At 51.1% G+C, this 17,491-nt stretch carries 11 protein-coding genes; 1 reads left to right on the forward strand and 10 read right to left on the reverse strand.

Going from position 1 to position 17,491, the window contains the following annotated elements:
• From ACX1C1_RS00480 to ACX1C1_RS00500, 5 genes are all read right to left on the reverse strand, one after another.
• On the reverse strand, positions 1–558 hold the full coding sequence (locus ACX1C1_RS00480) for a nitrous oxide reductase accessory protein NosL (protein ID WP_458955242.1): 558 nt from the start codon (positions 556–558) through the stop codon (positions 1–3).
• Positions 555–1,958: a right-handed parallel beta-helix repeat-containing protein gene (locus ACX1C1_RS00485; RefSeq protein ID WP_458955243.1), complete on the reverse strand. Its 1,404-nt coding sequence runs from the start codon at positions 1,956–1,958 to the stop codon at positions 555–557. Before ACX1C1_RS00485 ends, ACX1C1_RS00480 begins: the two co-directional genes overlap by 4 nt.
• Before the next feature lie 151 nt (positions 1,959–2,109).
• Positions 2,110–2,757 carry a response regulator gene (locus tag ACX1C1_RS00490; protein ID WP_458955244.1) on the reverse strand — a complete coding sequence of 216 codons (648 nt, stop codon included), beginning with the start codon at positions 2,755–2,757 and terminating at the stop codon, positions 2,110–2,112.
• Complete coding sequence (locus tag ACX1C1_RS00495; RefSeq protein ID WP_458955245.1) at positions 2,750–3,583, reverse strand: sensor histidine kinase; 834 nt, start codon at positions 3,581–3,583, stop codon at positions 2,750–2,752. The genes ACX1C1_RS00490 and ACX1C1_RS00495 overlap by 8 nt, the downstream gene beginning before the upstream one ends.
• Positions 3,580–4,122, reverse strand: a complete 543-nt coding sequence (locus ACX1C1_RS00500) for a redoxin domain-containing protein (protein ID WP_458957557.1) — start codon at positions 4,120–4,122, stop codon at positions 3,580–3,582. Before ACX1C1_RS00500 ends, ACX1C1_RS00495 begins: the two co-directional genes overlap by 4 nt.
• A 155-nt stretch (positions 4,123–4,277) precedes the next feature.
• Here ACX1C1_RS00500 and ACX1C1_RS00505 point away from each other — a divergent pair, with 155 nt between their 5' ends.
• Positions 4,278–4,910: an SCO family protein gene (locus tag ACX1C1_RS00505; protein WP_458955246.1), complete on the forward strand. Its 633-nt coding sequence runs from the start codon at positions 4,278–4,280 to the stop codon at positions 4,908–4,910.
• Between the two features lie 159 nt (positions 4,911–5,069).
• Here the strand turns inward: ACX1C1_RS00505 and ACX1C1_RS00510 are convergent, their stop codons facing one another.
• The 5 genes from ACX1C1_RS00510 to ACX1C1_RS00530 all read right to left on the reverse strand — a co-directional run bounded on the left by ACX1C1_RS00510 (position 5,070) and on the right by ACX1C1_RS00530 (position 17,477).
• On the reverse strand, positions 5,070–6,683 hold the full coding sequence (locus ACX1C1_RS00510; RefSeq protein WP_458955247.1) for a response regulator transcription factor: 1,614 nt from the start codon (positions 6,681–6,683) through the stop codon (positions 5,070–5,072).
• A gap of 15 nt (positions 6,684–6,698) precedes the next feature.
• A complete protein-coding gene (locus tag ACX1C1_RS00515) occupies positions 6,699–8,411 on the reverse strand; it encodes a sensor histidine kinase (RefSeq protein WP_458955248.1) in 1,713 nt (570 codons plus the stop codon).
• A gap of 33 nt (positions 8,412–8,444) precedes the next feature.
• Positions 8,445–9,965, reverse strand: coding sequence for an ABC transporter substrate-binding protein (locus ACX1C1_RS00520; protein ID WP_458955249.1), 1,521 nt, complete (start codon positions 9,963–9,965; stop codon positions 8,445–8,447).
• 134 nt (positions 9,966–10,099) lie between these two features.
• Positions 10,100–16,516 (reverse strand): S-layer homology domain-containing protein, encoded by a 6,417-nt coding sequence (locus ACX1C1_RS00525; protein WP_458955250.1) that lies wholly within the window; start codon positions 16,514–16,516, stop codon positions 10,100–10,102.
• Positions 16,517–16,646: 130 nt separating this feature from the next.
• Positions 16,647–17,477 carry a carbohydrate ABC transporter permease gene (locus ACX1C1_RS00530; RefSeq protein WP_458955251.1) on the reverse strand — a complete coding sequence of 277 codons (831 nt, stop codon included), beginning with the start codon at positions 17,475–17,477 and terminating at the stop codon, positions 16,647–16,649.
• Between the last annotated feature and the right edge of the window lie 14 nt (positions 17,478–17,491).

Raw genomic sequence — 17,491 nt, forward strand, 5'->3', positions numbered from 1 at the left:
TCACGAGGCATGGCCTCCACTGCTCGTGGCTTGATCTTTCGAATCATGCCCTTCAGTGCCTTCATGCTCATGCTCGTGCCCGTCCATATTCATCATATCCATGTTAACAGCCCACGTATGATTTGTTAGATCTGCAGAGGTCATAAGGGTGCCCGTGCCTTTCTCCGCGATAAACGACTTCGCATCCTCTTCCTTCTCGAACGATACGATACCGTATGCCATCGGAGTTTGGTACGTTGGATCATAGGCATAATAAGCCTTGTCATAAGGAAGCCACTGCTTACTATTGAAATCCCGCACGAATGCAGCTCCGATCGTATCGGTGCCGTTCTCGGTTTTCCAAGTGTTGAGGCATCCGATATCGTCGAACTTAAGCGACTGTCCATCCTTTGTTACGATTTGCGTGGCATATTGATCGTCTTTTATCGCCATTTTGCAAATGACACATATATCGGTTTCTTCATTGATAGCCTGTGCCTCGTATTGTTTCTCCCCGCAAGCTGTAAGGACAAGCGTAAGGACCAGAATGACGCCCATCCAACTCCATTGTTTTCTCAAATGGTTCTCCTCCTGTTCATATACACCAGCATAATCGTCGCTCCAAGCAACGCCAGTCCGGCAATTCCGGAAGCCTTAACGTTCTCTTGCTGTGCTTGTTCCCCGCCAATAGCTGGCGGTTCCATCAACGGTCGTCGATCCGCGGACCATTGTTCGCGCCCCGTCTGGTACAGCCCTTCTAGAAATACCATCCCCGGCGATTGAAAAAATAGCTGAAATGCTGCACGCTTCTGCGTCAAGCCTTGGAAAAATGGATTGATGGAATAGGAGACATCACTATAGCCGTCTCCGTTCGCGTCAATGCCTTGAAAGCTATCCCAATAGTTGCCGGATATCTCATTCCGTTGACTTCCCTTCGCTTGAGCGTCCGCTACATTTCCTTGGAAGAGGTTGCCCTCTATGACATTGTTCTCTGCTTCCAGCAATTGAAGACCTACAAAGTTGTAGGCTACTCGATTACCTAGGAACTGATTGCCCGTTGACTGCTCAATATAAAGGCCTGCTCGGTTCCCTTCAATCGTGTTGTTCTCGAACAACGAATCATGTGCGTCGAATAACAAGATGCCTTGCGAATGAACATTCTCGCTTTGTTTCGTGAACACATTGTTCGTCAGCACGACATCGCGAGTCGTCATGACCATCGCGCCCGTAATATTGGCGAGCCCCTCGTTATCCCGAATGATCGTGCCGTTCGTGTACATGCAATGAATGCCGTAACGCGACTCCTGGATCATATTGCCGACAACGATGGTGTCGTTGCTGGATTCCATATAGATTCCATCATGAACGTTACGGATGTCGTTGCCCTCTACATGCCAGCGATGCGACTGGAACAGATCAATGCCATTCCCTTTCTTAGCCATGGCGATACCTTCCGGAGACCAAACAATTTCGGTATGCAGCACTGCGCCGTCATTGGCATCCTTCGCCGCAATGCCATCCGATCCTGTCACAATACGCAGCTCCTCAAGTGAAACGCGGTCGCCTGCAACCAAGATCGTTGCCGATGCCTTCAAGCTTTCGTCCATCACCGTTATGCCCGACACCGTCACATCATCGGCCTCGATCGTCAAGGCGCTCTCCTCGCTCGGGTTGAGAAGCCTGACATCTCCCTCATCTTGGGCTACCAGCCGCAGAGGCTTGCGGATGACCGCCGGTCCCCTATACGTACCCTGCTTTAATGAAACAGTTGCACCGGGTTCCGCCCGATCCAGTATCATTTGCAAATCCAATACCTCTTCTGGTTGCCCGACTTCCGCCGATATGTACGCCGCTTCCTGCACAAGTCCGGACTGCAGACCGCCATTCGCTTGGACGCCTCCTCCCTCCACGCCGATCAAGGCGAGCGCGGCCACACTAACACAACAAATGTGCCGGATCGCGGACGAGAGAATCTGCATGCCTTGTTCACCGCCCTGTTATAATGGTTCTTTCTGTTCCCCCTGACAAACAGATTGTAGCAATACGCCTCCGCTTCATATATAGCTCTTTCGAGTCATTCTCTCCGTAAGATCGACAGCTTTGTGAATGAAAAGCGAAGAGCTCACCAGCCTATCTCTTCCTCATCCAGCTTTGTTCGTATGCATATCTAGCAAGCTGAACCCTGTTTTCCAGGTGGAGCTTCTGCAGAATATTTTTGAGATGATTTTTGACGGTGTGTTCGGATATATCCAGGTCGGAGGAAATCTCTTTATTACTCAAGCCCTTGGCGACCAATCGCAAAATATCTCCCTCGCGATCCGTCAGCGGATTCTCCCCTTCCTCACTCCCACCCACAGGCGACAATTCCTTCAGTATCCGAAAAGCCAGCTCGCGCGACATCGGAGCTTCGTCAATGGCAATCGCACGCAAATATTCATGCCAGGCCTCCGGCTTTAAATTTTTCAGCAAATAACCTTGCGCGCCTTTCTTGAGCGCATCAAAGAGATGCGAAATGTCGTCCGACACCGTCACCATAATCACTTTGACGTACGGAAACTTATCCTTTAGCCGTTTGGTCGCTTCAAGCCCGCCCATCCCCGGCATCTGGATATCCATGAGGACAAGATCGGGCATCCATTGCTCGCATAACGCAAGCGCCTGCTCGCCGCTGCTGCCTTCGGCTACAATTTCGAAATCGGGATGACTCTCCAGAATAAGCCGCATCCCGTCTCTCGCCATCTCGCTGTCATCTACAATCAGTACACGAAAGCTAGCCATGCCTCGTTCCACCTTTCCGAATTTCCACAATGGTTTCATTACCGATTCTCTTAAAGTCGAACGCCCACGACATAGTCTTTGCTCGATCACGCATCATCTTGAGTCCGTATTGCTTGGCGCCGTCTATATGCTCAGGCTCAAAACCTACCCCATCGTCTATGATTTGGCACAGCCATCCGCCATTCGAGGGGGCTGCGAGGATTTGCACATGCCGGGCAAACGCATGTTTATGAATATTAAGGAGCGCCTCACGAATGATGGATAACAGCTCCACCTTCTCCTTGGAGGTTAGATCATCATCCGGAATCGACCAAGCGGTGTCGAATTGAAGCTCAGTCTCCCGGCGAAGCTCGGCGATCATGCTGTCGACGCTTTGCAGCCATGGTCTGGAATCGATCTCGGGAGCATGCCGCAGATTGGCGATCGCTTGCCTGACGTAATCGTTGGTGCGATGCACGTTTTCTTTTAGCTTCATCATGGACTGCTCGTTATTAGGGTACTTGTTCTCGATATGCAGCAATTGTGCGTTTAGAAAAAATAAGGATTGCGCAATCCCATCATGCAGCTCCTGAGCCAGCTTCTCCCTCTCCTGCAGCACGGCTTGAAGAGCCTTGGCTTTGTTCAGCTCCTCCTGCCCTTGCTCGATCATGGCAAACAGCTTGGTCAGGAACAGCAGCGTGACCAGCAGCACGATAAACGGCGCAAGCCAGTTCCCCAGCTCCATGGAGATATACGGAAGAAAAAATTCATGTCTCGCATATTCCCATAACCCAATCGTAACCGTCGGCAAAATTAAGATCAGCCATTTGATTTGTTTGTATGTCATGACTTCCCGCCTGCCCTACCCGAATCCGAATCAAGGTTTACAAATTGCATAATATCGGACATATCCGTCAGCTCTCCCTCATGCCTCTTCACAATGTGCCCACGTTGATCGATCAGAACGGTTAACGGAAGCCCCGAGGCTCGATATTGCATCTTGGCGTTCATCTCCTCATCCAGCGCGATCGGGAACGCCAGATCATAACGCTCGGCAAACTTGCGAATCGTATCCGCATCCTCTCCCACATTGATGGCAACCATATCGATGCCTGCAAGCTTATAAGCTTCGTTGAGCAGCGGGAGCTCGTTTACACATGGATTACACCAAGATGCCCAGAAGTTGAGGACGACACCTTTTCCTTCATAATCGGTTAATCGGATAGCGTCGCCATTCAAAGCCGTCAGCTCAAATGACGGAGCCTCGTCACCGACTGCCGCGTCACTCAGGGGCGGCGAAGCCATTGTCCTCGCGACAGCGTATATCATAACGACCGCCACCGCTGCCAGCAAAGTGAATTGAAAACATTTATTACGAATAAGCATATTCAAAGCTTTCACCTCTCACAAATAATTCAAACTAGAATTAGGCAGCCAATGAGATCGAAAAGTCGGGCATAGCCCTAAAGAGTCATAGCAACCTGCCTCTCACTCCACTACAATAAAATCGATATTGATACTTGGAAAGGGGCGAGCTCTGCATGACTCCAATCTCACGCAAATCCGGTCTCCCTTATTATTTAATGGGCTTGGTCCTGGTTGTGCTTGCAGCAGGCTACTGGCTATACGATACATACTACCGCCACGCATCGCTTCCTGTCGTCATGGAATCTCCGGCATTCGCATTGGAGGATTTGGACGGTCATACCGTAACCGAAGAACGATTTGCCGGGAAGGTACGTTTAGTATCCTTTATTTTCACAAAGTGCCCAGATATTTGTCCTGCGACGACGGCCAATATGGTGCTGCTGCAAAACAAGCTGAAAGAGCAAGCATCGTTCGGCAATGATGTAGCCTTCGCTTCGATCAGCTTTGACCCGGTTAACGACACACCAGAAGCGCTGCGTCAGTATGCGGACCGGATGAGCATCGACCAGAGCGGCTGGACCTTGCTTAGAGGAACCGATGAAGAAGTGAACAAGCTGGCCTCTGGCTACAACATCTCGATTGTCAAGCTAGAGGACGGTTTGTATGCCCATTCCGTGACCTCACTCGTACTTATTGACGCGAACAACAAGGTACGCAATATCTACAAAATGGGAGTATTGATGGACAATGACATCATTATGACAGAAATTAACGCCTTGTTGCAGGAGCGCCAACGAAAATCATGATGATGCCGCTTCATATTCCGAATCCCACCTTTCTATTTTCATGGATTCATCCTTTTTTTGAAATAGCCCTTTCGAGTCATGCGGCTTCACCTTAACGACGAGCAGGCCTCTTCCACGATGGGAAGAGGCCTGCTTTTAAATTACCTATATAGGGTCAACTCACATACCATTCTTATACTCCTGCGGCGTCATCCCATACTGCGTCTTAAATAATTTAATGAAGTATTGCGGCTTCTGGTAGCCGACCTCGAGGGCGATCTGGTTGATCTTGAGATCCTTGTGCCTCAGCAATTGAACCGCCTTCTCCATCCGCAGATGCAGCACATAGTTGGAGAAGTTTTCTCCCGTTTCCTGCTTGAAGAGGTTGGACACGTAGACGGGATGGAGATTGACATGATCCGCTACCGCTTGAAGCGTGATATCCTTCACGTTTTTCTGGATGAAGCGGCGGATGCGCTCCATCAGGTCAGTGCGGATATTGTCCGAACGGCTGTCGCTGTAAGCCTTGATCTGCACATAGCTGCCGAACGCCCATTCCTTTAACGGCTCCACGCTCCAGCTGCCGTCGATTTTCAGCATCTTCTCGATATCCCGCCCGAATACGTCGAAGATCCGTTTGCCTTTTTTGTGCAAATAATAGGAGTACGCCTGCAGCAACGTAACATAAATTTCGACGCCGTATTCGCGCGCTCCGCTGCCCGCTTCCGCAAGCTCTTCGAAAATCCGGGTCAGCTTACTTTCGAAGGCTGCCCACTGCTCGATGTCGATAAGCTCCATGAAGGTTTGCGGTCGATACAGCTCGGCAAGCGGCTGAATGTCGAAAGCCTCTTTGAGCTGCGTCACATGGAAGAAGCTCTCCGTCTGATACCCGATATAATCGGTATACACCGCCAAGGCGGCGTGGTACATGGTCCGCATGTCCTTCGGGAAGCCTCCCCAGTTGCTGAACACGACGGAAACCTTCGACTTCAAATATAATTTGATTTGATGCTGTGACAGCCTCGCCAGGTCCTCGATCGTGACATTCCATTCTTTGTCCGATTCTCCCAATGGTTTGGCCTGCAGCAGGAAGATCAAATAATCATGGTGATCCTTACAAGACATCACATGGTAATGCTTCGAGAATACTTCCTCCACGATATTAAACATGCCATATTCGATAAGCGACAGACTATAGAGATCCGTATTCGCGTAATCCTCCTCAACCCGCATACATAAGAGGATTGTTTGCTGATCGGTGGAAAAGGGCAGACCGTACAACAACATCTTGTCCAACAAGTCCGATGGGGGGTAGTTTTTGCCGGTTAACAAATCGAGCAAAAACATCTCCCTTAATTTGGGCAAGCTCTCCCGGAACCGATATGCGAACTTCTGCCCATCCAGCAGCTCTTTGCCCTCCTCCGTTATGCGATCGATAATCTGGCGAAGGGTCTGCTCCAGCTCCTCGTTCGATACCGGCTTGAGCAAATAATCGCAAACCCGCTGCCCAATGGCTTCCTTGGCATATTGGAATTCATCGTAGCCGGTAATGATCACCGCTTTGGTATTTTTCCATTTCTCGTTGATGCGGGCAATCAGCTCAAGTCCGCTCATTCCGTTCATATGAATATCCGTCACCACGATATCGACAGAACGGTAGTTCAGCAGCTCCAGCGCTTCCTCGCCGGAATATGCCTTATAAACATTAGCAATCCCCATCTGCTCCCACGGAAGTCCAATGGCGAGACTGTCGACCAAGTGCGTGTGATCGTCCACGATCAATATCTCGTACATGATTGCCTCCTTGGTTTAAGACGTATGTTCCTTGCTGCTCCAGCATAATTCGACGCATAATCCGCCCAGCTTAGATTGTCTGAGCTGCAGACCGGAGTCGCTGCCGTACATCAGACGAAGCCTTTGATGCACATTCTTGAGCCCGGATTCCACTTCTTCATTAACCGAATAGATCTTCTTCCGCATCGCTTCCATTAAAGCATGATCGACACCCGAGCCTGTATCCTCGACCGCTACATGATACAGGCCGTCCGTTCTCCAGCATGTAATGGATACTTTGCCGTAGTCCGACTGATTGTTGAAGGAGTGAATAATAACATTCTCGACAAGCGGCTGCACGATCAACCTCGGCACCTCCAGCTCGTCCATCCCGTCCTGCACATCGAACTCGAATTCGAAGTCGTCCCGGAGCATGCAATGGATCTCCAGATAGAAATGGATCAGCTCCAGTTCTTCCTTCAGCCTGACCATCTTATTACCGGTTTTGGTTGTATATCTATAATATTTGCTCAAATTCATCGTCATAGAGATAGCGGCTTTGTCTTCCTGAAGCTCGATCATGCTTTTGATATAAGCTAATGTGTTATACAGAAAATGCGGATTGATCTGCGATTGCAGCTGCTTTAATGTCGCATCCTTGGAGCGAAGCTGCTCCTTGTACACATCCTCGATGAGCTCCTCGATCTTGGATGCCATGGAGTTGAACCGATCGTACAGGAACCGGTATTCGCCATTGGGCTTATCCGACATCCGGACGGAGTAGATCCCTTTTTCGATCAAATTCATGTTCTGAATCATTTTCCTGAACGGAATTTGAATGTTGCGATACATCACGAAGGCGAGATACGCCCCCATAAATAACAACATCCCGCTGATTACATAAAACATCGTCTGATTGCGGCTGATCGGCGCCATGATATGGCTGATGGGCACGTAGTCAACCAAATACCAACCTAACGATTCTAGCTTTTGATAATGAACCTGGAACCTCGTTTTGTCAGATTCCATCATCATATAACCGCTTTCCGACGAGGGATCGATCTCCTTAAGCCGCGGGAGAAACTCGTCGATTTGCTCCACATTGACGGAGTAATTATAGATAGGGTCCGCCCCTGGATGGTATAGAAACGGATCTCCCGAACCATTCGCTTTAAATTCGGACAGAGAGCTGCGCAATGCCGCGATGCCGAACTTGAGCACGACCCGCATATGCGCTTCGCCCGTCTCTGCCGAGTTCTCGGGATACGATAGAATTCCCATGAAATAATCTTCATTCGGATCCGGATAGTATTGCCAGAATGTATCCTGCGCCGGGAACGCCTCGGGCAGCGCATTCAAGCTGGAATTGCTTTTGATGACGATCCCCGAGCGGGGGTAGAGCACCGCGATAACCGCTTTCCAGTCGCCGTACCCCGCCAGTCGATTAATCTCCTCGGATACGGTCCGATTGACTCGATATTTATCCAACACATCATCCAGCAGATCGGGATACGCCAAATTCCGTACATCCGTACTCTCGTACAGCATCTTCTTGTAGGTATCCAGTCTAAAAAACAATTCATCCAACTGGTTCGCGAACGTTTCGATCTGGTATCGCTTCACCTTAATGATTTCTTCGGTCAACACATCCGTGCTGGTACGATTCGACACTGCGAACAGGAGCAAGATCGGAATTAACAAAATAAATAATGTAGCGATTAACTTCGTGAAAATGCTGAATCGGCTCATCCAGGGTCGTCCTCTCAATTAAGGGCTCGGCCTCTAATGTTGTTTTCGGAATTCTGAGAACTGTTTCTTTAATTCGGCAAAAACAATATCCAAACCTGCCTTCTTGAGCGCTGCAACAGCATCCGTGTAATGGAGATCGTAGCTGGCCAAGCCAAAGTTGATCGGCTCCACCTTCTCCTTGTAGACCGCCATGACCTGTGCCATCTCGTTCCTGACGGGAGCCTCATTGAAATGGAAGCCGAAGAGCTTGGAGATACTAGAGTTCTCATCGTTCGTCAGCATATCCTGGATCATATCATCCTCGATGCCCGCAGGAGCGATAAAAAACTCCTTGTTCCGCCACATCCACTCGTACATAAGCTGATCGTTGGTCAGCAGCTTAATCTTGCCGTTCTCCAGCACATAATCCTTGCCCTTTACTCCGTAAATAATAAAGTTGTAGTTGTCTTGATTCGCTAGAATCCAGTTCATGAACATCATGGCGCGTTCGGGATTTTCCGATGCCGCCGTGATCATAAACGCTTCGTTGCCCGGAGTCGTAATGAACTTAGGTTTCTCCTTGGCAAGATAATACTCGCGCAATCTGGCACCTTGATCCGCATTCCGCGCCGTCTGCAGATTCTCCATCGCTCTGGAAACCGCGCCAACCCGGAAGAGAAGTTTCCCTGCATTTTCCTGATCGATCTTCGCTGCCGGATTTCCTACAAGATTTTTGTCGATGATCCCCTTATCCACCCATGATTCGCGCAGCCTCGCCACCTTCTCGAATATCTCGGTCTCCACGTAGTTCAACATTTCGCCGGTATCCTCATCAACGATGAACAATAGTCGCTCGTCCAAGGAAGAATAGTTGCGATCCGTCAATTCCCTCCACACCATCTCGTGCCCCCGGTCCGTCTCCAGATAACCGTAATAGCTAGGGTCGATCGCGTGCATTTTCGCATAAAACAGCTCCAGATCTGCGATCGTCTCAATCTCAGACATGCCGACCTTCTCCAGCAAATCCTGCCGAACCATGACGGAAGAGAATTTTCCCGCCGATGTAAACGCCTGAGACGGTATCGCCCAAAGCTTATCGTCGATCCGGTTCTGCTTGAAGTTTTCATCCGGAATATGTTTGATCAAATTCTGACCATACTGCTTCAGCAGCTCGTCCAAGGGCTGAATATATCCCTTCGTATAATAGATAGAGACAAATGGCGCACCGTACCAGAACAAATCGTAATCCTCGCCGGTGGACAAGGCCAGCTCCAGCTTTTGCTGATAATTGGACCATGGGATATATGTCAATTCAAGCTTCATGTTCAACTCTTGTTTAAGCCTTTTATTCAGTTCGTTTTCTACAAAATCGCCCATACGCGCCGACATATCGCCAGGCATGATGACCTTCAGCGTAACAAAGCCCTCAGGTGTGTCTGAGGCTTGCTGCTCCGCCTTATCCCTATCTCGGGATTCAGGAGAGTCGGTTGGCTCACGGCTAATGGAGGGGTTAAAGATAAAAACGAGTAGCGCGACAACTAACAATGCAGCCAAACCGATGACGGCAGGTTTCATCTTCCAACGCTGCCTCCTTTTCCATAAAGTCATATTGCTAGTGTACACGATTTCCCTTTGAGTGAATACGTTTCCATGCATAGAACAGGAGCACATGAATGGGATTCTCATGTGCCCCTATTTCCGTCAAATCGCTAGTTCATAAACTGTACATACTGCAAGAATCGTTTGATCATCACGGCAGCCTCCGCACGGGTCGCATTGGCAGCAGGTTCGATGGTCGATTCCGTTTTTCCTTTGATTATTCCGGCAGCAAGCATTTCGTTTACCGCTTGTGTAGCCCAAGGAGCAACGGTTCCTCTATCTATATACGTTCTGCTCGATGGTTGGCCCTCTTGAAGTGATTGGCCCGTATACCTTAATGATCTTGATAACATAAGCGCCATCTGCTCGCGCGTAATCAACTCGTCAGGTCCGAATGTGCCGTCCCCATACCCTTCGATCAATCCCGCCTCTACCGCCGTCGCAACGGCATTCGCGAACCAATCTTCGCTTGTAACGTCACTGAATTTGGTAGACTTAACCGAATTGCCCAGCCCCAAGGAACGTACGAGGATCGCCGCGAACTCCGCCCGGGTAATCGAAGCATCCGGCGCGAAGCGGTCCATCGCTGCTCCGTTAACGACCCGCTGAGACGCTAGCCGCTCAATGTCCTTTTTCGCCCAGTGGCCCTGAAGGTCGGCAAAGGTTTTGTTACCTTGGACGACTACGTAGATGCTGTTGCCGTTCCGTTTGATGAGGGCTTCCGTTTTCCCTTCAGCGCTCTGAAGGAGCGTCGGTACGAAATGGAAGGTGCCCGTTGCCGGATCGAACAGTAGCGCGGTTGCATTGGCGCCATCAGGCTTTCCGGTCAGCATAATCGTTCTTTCTACATAAGTGCTGCCAAAGTTTCCATGCTCAACCGTATGACCACCTGCCTCGGCCGTAATTCTAAAATCTAGCCCAGGGGATAACAAGGTTAACCCTTCCTTGTTCGCTTGCTCGGTCATAAGATCTGCAGCTCCGCCCGCAACTTGGACGATGCTGATGCTGATGGTCATCTCTTTTGCTTGAACGCCCAATTGATCTGACAGCTTATTCAAGCCTAGCGCGCTGACAGGAATCGTATAGCTTCCGAGGTTCGTCTGAATCGTGATCCCAGCATCTGGCAGCTCGGTTGCTCCGTCTACGAGCGCGGAGGATGGGATATCCACCTTCACGCTTCCGGCTTCATTGCTCAGATCAATGATTACTGTGTTCGCACTCGCCGGATTTGGTTTATTCTTAAGCGAAAGGAAAGCATCTCGAAGCCTTTGCCCATCGAGTACCGCTGCCGCTTCGCTCACTCCATCCTTATTCGTTGACCGCGAGATCCGGATGGCGTCTTGCCCCAGCTTGATTCCTTTGTCAGTGACAATAGGCTCAGAAGTTGTCGTGCCGCCTGACGTCCCCGGATTCGAACCGGATTCTACGGTGACCGTAAATGTTTTTGTCAGATTGCCGTCGGAGCTCTTCGCTGTAATGACGGTTTGACCAGCACCTACCGCCGTGACCAAGCCCGCATTAGATACGTAAGCAACTTTAAGGTCGGCCGACGACCATTCGACTCTGCTGTTATCGGCATTCGCAGGAGATACAACGACGTCTATCTGCTTGCTCTCGCCTGGTTTCAATGAAACTTGGTGAGATGTAACCGTAGTTAAGTCCTCCACTCTGATCGGCGCTTCCGCTGCGCTGTCCGATACCTCTACATTGCCGAGCGTCAACCATCCGTTGCTGCTCTGCTCCGCGTTGGCGAAGTGGAACCTTTTGGCGTCCGCGTTCATTTCCTCAAGCGGATTAACGTAGCGCATCAGAATTTGATAGCTTCCATTGCCAAGTTCAGGATTGGTCGTCGACTCGAACAGCTTGTTACCGTCAAAGCCATTCGTATTAGGCAGAATATCCTTCAAGCTCCAACCCGGCTCCCAAATCTTGACGATACCCGCTTCTGTCTGGGCGGCAAGCTCGACCTTCCAGTCGTAATAGAACGGTGCTACTCCTTTGTTCTCTAGCTCTACGCCAACTTTGAGATTGCCATCCGTTCCGTCCAGATAGGCGGTCGGCGCATAATATTCGTAACCCATAGCTCGTGAGCCTTCCGTCGCTCTTGCCAACGGTTCAGCGTCTAGCGGCGTCTGGAAGATCCCTTGCGCGATTAACCAGGACGCATGCGTCAAGTCGAGACTCGTGTAATAATCCTCGCCTTGCGCGTTCTCGATCGGCGTCGAAAGTTCATTGTATCTCGGCGGATCGTTGTTCCACATTTTCACTTGAATTTCCGGTCTCATCTCTCCGCCCATCGCATTCTCTTTCCAGAATTCCGTGACGCCGGCGTCGTTCACTCTGCCCCAGAAATGCCAGCCCTGTCCGCCCAAGCTTGGCGGGAGCGTCTGGAACGCAAAGGAATCATCATGATAACCAACGTCGAAGTTTTTGGTTTTCAGATCGGCGCTGTCCTTCGGATATCTCAGAACGAGCTGCGTTTCGTCGAATGCAGCATCCATGGAAGTGAGAACCCGATGGAGATTAGCATCGGTTGGCATCAGGTTCGGCTGCTGGATATTGCCGTCATACGGGTAGGTGTGCCACTCTCCCCAGAACCCGATCAAGCCGATCATGATGGAGCCGATCCGCGGGTCGCCGTCGTAACGCGATCCCAGCGCGCCGATGAAATTGTCCAGTGCACCTAATAGACGTTCATCGTTGTAATTCGGCGCCAAGCTCGTGGCATCCTTGCCGTTGTCGAATTCTTCGTACTCGTAAGTTTGAAGCCCCGCGTCGATCAGGAACTGCGGGATGCCCGACGGTTTGTTCGGATAGTCCAGATAGACCCGGAATACCGATTGATTACCTCTGGCCGCGACCTCCGCAAGCCGTTTGTCCAGCTCGGTCCAGTTAAAGTCATCCACATTGTTCATCAGCTTGCTCAGCGGCAAGTAGAAGAACTCCAAGCTGTACGGCAGCTGAGTCGGACGATCTCTCCAGTCGTCGCCAACCTTGAAATACGCTTCCTCGGATGCGTCGTAGAAAGGAAGGAGCCCTTTGAGCGGATTATCCACCGGTGCCGGTTGATGCTCCAAGGCATACGTTCCTTCTGCCGTCGCCCATTCCGGAGGGCTCGGATGATCGACAGGCGGGTTCGTCGGTCCTTCTCCGTCTCCACCGGTTCTGCCAGCCAATGCGTATAGGCCAACCTCGTCAATGCTCAGTACATTGTCGGCTTGTGCGAGCGGGCTGAAGCCGAATTGAATTTGCAGCACTTTGCTCGCGTTGAATTCGGCTGCGCAGGAGCCGCAGTCTTGCCAGCTAGATTGAGAGAATGCGCTCCATGGTATGCGAACTACTCCCCGATAGCCTGATGCAATCGACAGAGAACCTCCGCCAAGCGTACTTGCCTCCCAGCCTTCCGTTGCATCATAGAACTGAACTGAACCTCCCGCTTGTAACGAAAACTCGCCTTTCGACGCATCCGTCACAAGCGAAATATTGAGATCCATCGCTTTGGCCATTGGCGAAACGTTGTTCACCCAGAACGTTAGACCGTCGAACGCCGACCAATCGGAATCCGTGCCGGTGAAGGCTGCCCGTTTGATATTAACCCACTGGGATATGGTTCCGCCCGGAGGAGTAGACACCGTTAACTTCATCGCTTGCTCGCCGCTTGCGGCATTGTCCAGATCAAGCGTGCGCTGCGCGGACGGGTCTCCGTTCTCCCAGTCGACTCGCCACACGTTCTGCAGAGCCGCATTATCAGCGTATGTTTCGAAATCATCCAGCGTTTTGTCCGACCGGTAGAGGGCGATGTCGTCAATCGTGACGACATTGTTCACGTAACCAATCGGCGGGTAGCCGAACTGAAGTCCCGTCACGGTGCTAGGATCCAGCAAGGCCGCACATTCCCCTTGGTTGCCGTCGCACTGCCATGCGGACTGTACGAATTGATCCCATCCGATGCGCACGACACCCTTGAAGCCCGAAGGGACATTCAGCGAGCTGCCGTTAAACGCCGCGGCTTGCCAGACGCCACCTTCGGAGATCGTCGTAGCCGCTCCGCCTTCTTGCAGCCCGAACTCGCCTTTGCTTACAGGCGTTTGAAGCGCGACGTTTAAGCTGAAGTTCTTGCTGTCGGATGTCGTGTTATCCACCCAGAAGCTTAAGCCGTCGAACTTCGACCAATCTTGCAGGTCCGCGGGGATGGCATGAATGATGTTGGCCCACTCCGAATTGTCGATAGCGACCGATAGCTGTAGACCCATACTGCCGCTGGCATCGCCAAGCGTTCTTGTCACCGAGCCCGGTTTGTCCGACCAGGCTTCCGTCCAAGCTAGCCCCAAGGCGGCATTGTCGGCATAGGACTCAAAGTCCTCAATGAGCCCAGGCGCATCCGTTCCCGGGTCGGTTCCCGGATCCGTACCTGGATCCGTGCCTGGGTCGGTATCCGACTCGTAACGGTCGGTCAAATAGATTTCGTCGATATAGATCGTTCCCGACTGATCCCAGCTTCCTTGCGAGATCGCAAGGCTCCAGATCGTCTGCGTCAAATTGACGCCTTGAGCAGCCAAGTCGATCACAATATCTTTGTAGTCTGTCGTAATCGTATCCCCGCTGAATTGCGCCAGCGTTTTTCCGACGCCGCCGATCGTCAGCTTCACTTCGTTTTCCTCGCCGCCGGCAGCTCCTTTCATCCGAAACACCAGCTTGCTCGTATCCGTGAGGTTACGTCCGATATTCGTCTCGAACCACGCCATATTCTGATAGTTGAGCTCTAATGCGCCATCCGCAATGCTGCCTGATACATCAACGCCTCCGAAGTTATTGGAATTGATGCCTTGACCTAGATCATTTTTCTTCTCGGACCACGCCGGCGTCCCGTCGAAATCATCCACGAGCAAGCGTGTTGGCGGCGGAGGCGGCGATGTTGGAGGCGCCTCGCATGGAGACGCACAATCCCCGATCAGCACCGGTCCCAGATTGAGCCATCCCGCCTCGTCCTGATCCGTATTGGCGAAGCCGACTTGCTTGGCTTTGCTGCTAATGGCCTCTAAAGGATTCACGACCTTCATGACCAAATAATAATATCCGTCGTTTAAGTCAGGATCGGCAATCGTCGTGTCAAAATAATAAGGTTCGCCGAATGGAACGTACTCCTGCTCTTCGGGAAGGCCCCACTCGGGATACGTCCTTATTTCTTGCGGCATGACCTTCGTCAGATCCCATGTCGTATCCCATTGTTTGACCAGTTTTCCTGATGCGTTCTTAACGCCGAGCTCCACCGCCCATGGATACGAGAATGGTGCGACGCCGTCGTTCTCGATCGTGACTCCAACCTTTAGCACATCGCCTTGCTCGATATTATTGTAATGGGCGCTCTTGACATGCAGATCGTAGCCCATCTTTCTGACACCAGCGGCAACGGCGGCATTGCTCTCGCTATAGTTGCTGATCCCGCCTTGGTTAATCATCCACGTCGCGTGCGTCAACTCGATGTCGTCCATCGCATCATCCACATTGGCTCCGCCGCTGAAGAAGCTGCTCTGGATCTCCGGCCGCACCTCTCCGCCGATGGATTGTGTAATCCACTTGTTCTCCGATCCGGCATCCAGCATCTTGGTCAGGAACGAATAGTAGGCGCCCCCCATGCTTTCGGGCTGCGTGACGCTCTCCAGTGGATCTCCCTCCTTAAATCCAAAGGAATCGTCATGATAACCGAAGTTGTAATCCGCTGCGCCGGGCAAGCCGGGATATCGGACCTCCAGCTTTGTGTAATCGAAGGCCGCATCGTAAGCCGTGAACAGCGTTCCGATCGTTTCGTCGCTTGGCATATAGTTCGGCTTGCCATCCTCGGTATCCGAATCATAAGGCCATGTATGCCACTCGCCCCATAATCCTACGAGTCCCATATGGATAAAGCCGATGCGGGGATCGCCATCGTACTCCGCCCCGAACGCCTCGATGAAGTTGGTGAGATACTCCACCATGAGCGGATTGTCATAGTCGGGCTCGTCTTGATTGAAGGCATCGTTGTGGCGCATTTCGATGTTTTCGTTGTCGCGTATGAAAGCCGGGATGGCATCAGGTTTATCCGGATATTCCAGATAGACCCGAATCGCCGCCTGATTGCCTCTAGCTGCGATCGCATCCAGCGCCAGCTCCAAGCCCTCGCCGAAGGTAAAGGAATTAGGACCGCTCATCACCGCCTTCAGCGGCACATAATACCACTCCAGACTATGCGGGAACGAGGTTTCCGTTTCCCATGGATAGAACGGCGCAAAGCCTTTCAGCGGATTGTCCAGCGGACTTGGAGCATGAGTCAAGTCATGCTGGACTAACGTGTTATCCACCGCAGGACTCGGATAGGGATTGGTTGGCACCCGCGCAGGGACCGGGTCGGCATGTACGCTGCTGGTTACCGCATGGCCGAAGAACGTACTCATTAATAAACAAGCGATAAGCATTACTTTTAATGAGGAATTCCTATTGCTGCGTAATTTGGCTTTTCTACTTCGATTCAAAGCATTTGATTTCATCATGATCCTCCTTATTGTACGATTGAAAACGCTATCATTCTTTTGCGAGAAGAATGACCTTTCGGTCGGTTTAAGCTCGCTAACAGGTTAATCCGGACCTTCTCGTAAGCCCGGATTCCTGTTTCAACTTTATTTAACCTTTGTGTGCGCTGAACGCGATGCCTTCAATAAACTGCTTTTGGAAAATAAAGAACAGAATGATCATCGGAACGACCGCCATAAAGGCACCTGCCATCAGGACTGGATAATCCGTTCCGAACATCGATACCAGTGTTGCAATACCGGATGACAAGGTCATCTTCTCAGGTGAGCTGTTGATGATCAGCGGCCATTGCAGCTCGTTCCATGCCCACTGCAGCTGAATGATGACAATCGCGACCAAAGCCGATTTGACCAGTGGAAGCATGATATGCCAATAAATTTGGAATGGATTACAGCCGTCGAGCACGGCGGCTTCCTCTAGCTCCTTCGAGATCGTCAAGAAAAACTGCCTCAATAGAAACGTGGCAAAAGGGCTGATGAGCGAGGTAATCCAAAGCGCGGTAACCGTGTTCACCAATCCAAGGTCGCTCATCATCATGTATTGCGGCGTGTAGAAAACAGGATTCGGCACCATCATCACCGAAAGAATCAGCACAAATAGGATGGAGCTTCCTGGAAATCTGATCCGTGCAAAAGCGTAAGCCGCCATGGAGCTGAATATAACCGGAAACACCGTCTTCATGATGGCGGTTAATACGGTATTCATATAATAATGCGGAAACGCCGATTGTTTGATCGCCTCGATGTAGCCTCTTAAGCTAGGGGCATCGGGGAAAAATCGGATCGGAATTTGCGTAGCTTCCGTCGTTGTTTTCAGTGAAGTCAGCACCATCCAGATAAACGGTACAAGCATGGCAATCGCGCTGATGATCAGGATGACGTGTATCAGCAGGTTGATTCTCCTCGCCGACAAAGTCTGCATGTCGGTTTTCCCCC

The organism is Paenibacillus sp. strain BS8-2 (genome assembly GCF_054483835.1).

Bases quoted from the DNA above. Each gene is read 5' to 3' on its own strand.
- ACX1C1_RS00505 (WP_458955246.1), top strand. From the start codon at position 4,278: ATGACTCCAATCTCACGCAAATCCGGTCTCCCTTATTATTTAATGGGC.
- ACX1C1_RS00510 (WP_458955247.1), bottom strand. From the start codon at position 6,683: ATGTACGAGATATTGATCGTGGACGATCACACGCACTTGGTCGACAGT.
- ACX1C1_RS00495 (WP_458955245.1), bottom strand. From the start codon at position 3,583: ATGACATACAAACAAATCAAATGGCTGATCTTAATTTTGCCGACGGTT.
- ACX1C1_RS00525 (WP_458955250.1), bottom strand. From the start codon at position 16,516: ATGATGAAATCAAATGCTTTGAATCGAAGTAGAAAAGCCAAATTACGC.
- ACX1C1_RS00490 (WP_458955244.1), bottom strand. From the start codon at position 2,757: ATGGCTAGCTTTCGTGTACTGATTGTAGATGACAGCGAGATGGCGAGA.
- ACX1C1_RS00520 (WP_458955249.1), bottom strand. From the start codon at position 9,965: ATGAAACCTGCCGTCATCGGTTTGGCTGCATTGTTAGTTGTCGCGCTA.
- ACX1C1_RS00485 (WP_458955243.1), bottom strand. From the start codon at position 1,958: ATGCAGATTCTCTCGTCCGCGATCCGGCACATTTGTTGTGTTAGTGTG.
- ACX1C1_RS00530 (WP_458955251.1), bottom strand. From the start codon at position 17,477: ATGCAGACTTTGTCGGCGAGGAGAATCAACCTGCTGATACACGTCATC.
- ACX1C1_RS00500 (WP_458957557.1), bottom strand. From the start codon at position 4,122: ATGCTTATTCGTAATAAATGTTTTCAATTCACTTTGCTGGCAGCGGTG.
- ACX1C1_RS00515 (WP_458955248.1), bottom strand. From the start codon at position 8,411: ATGAGCCGATTCAGCATTTTCACGAAGTTAATCGCTACATTATTTATT.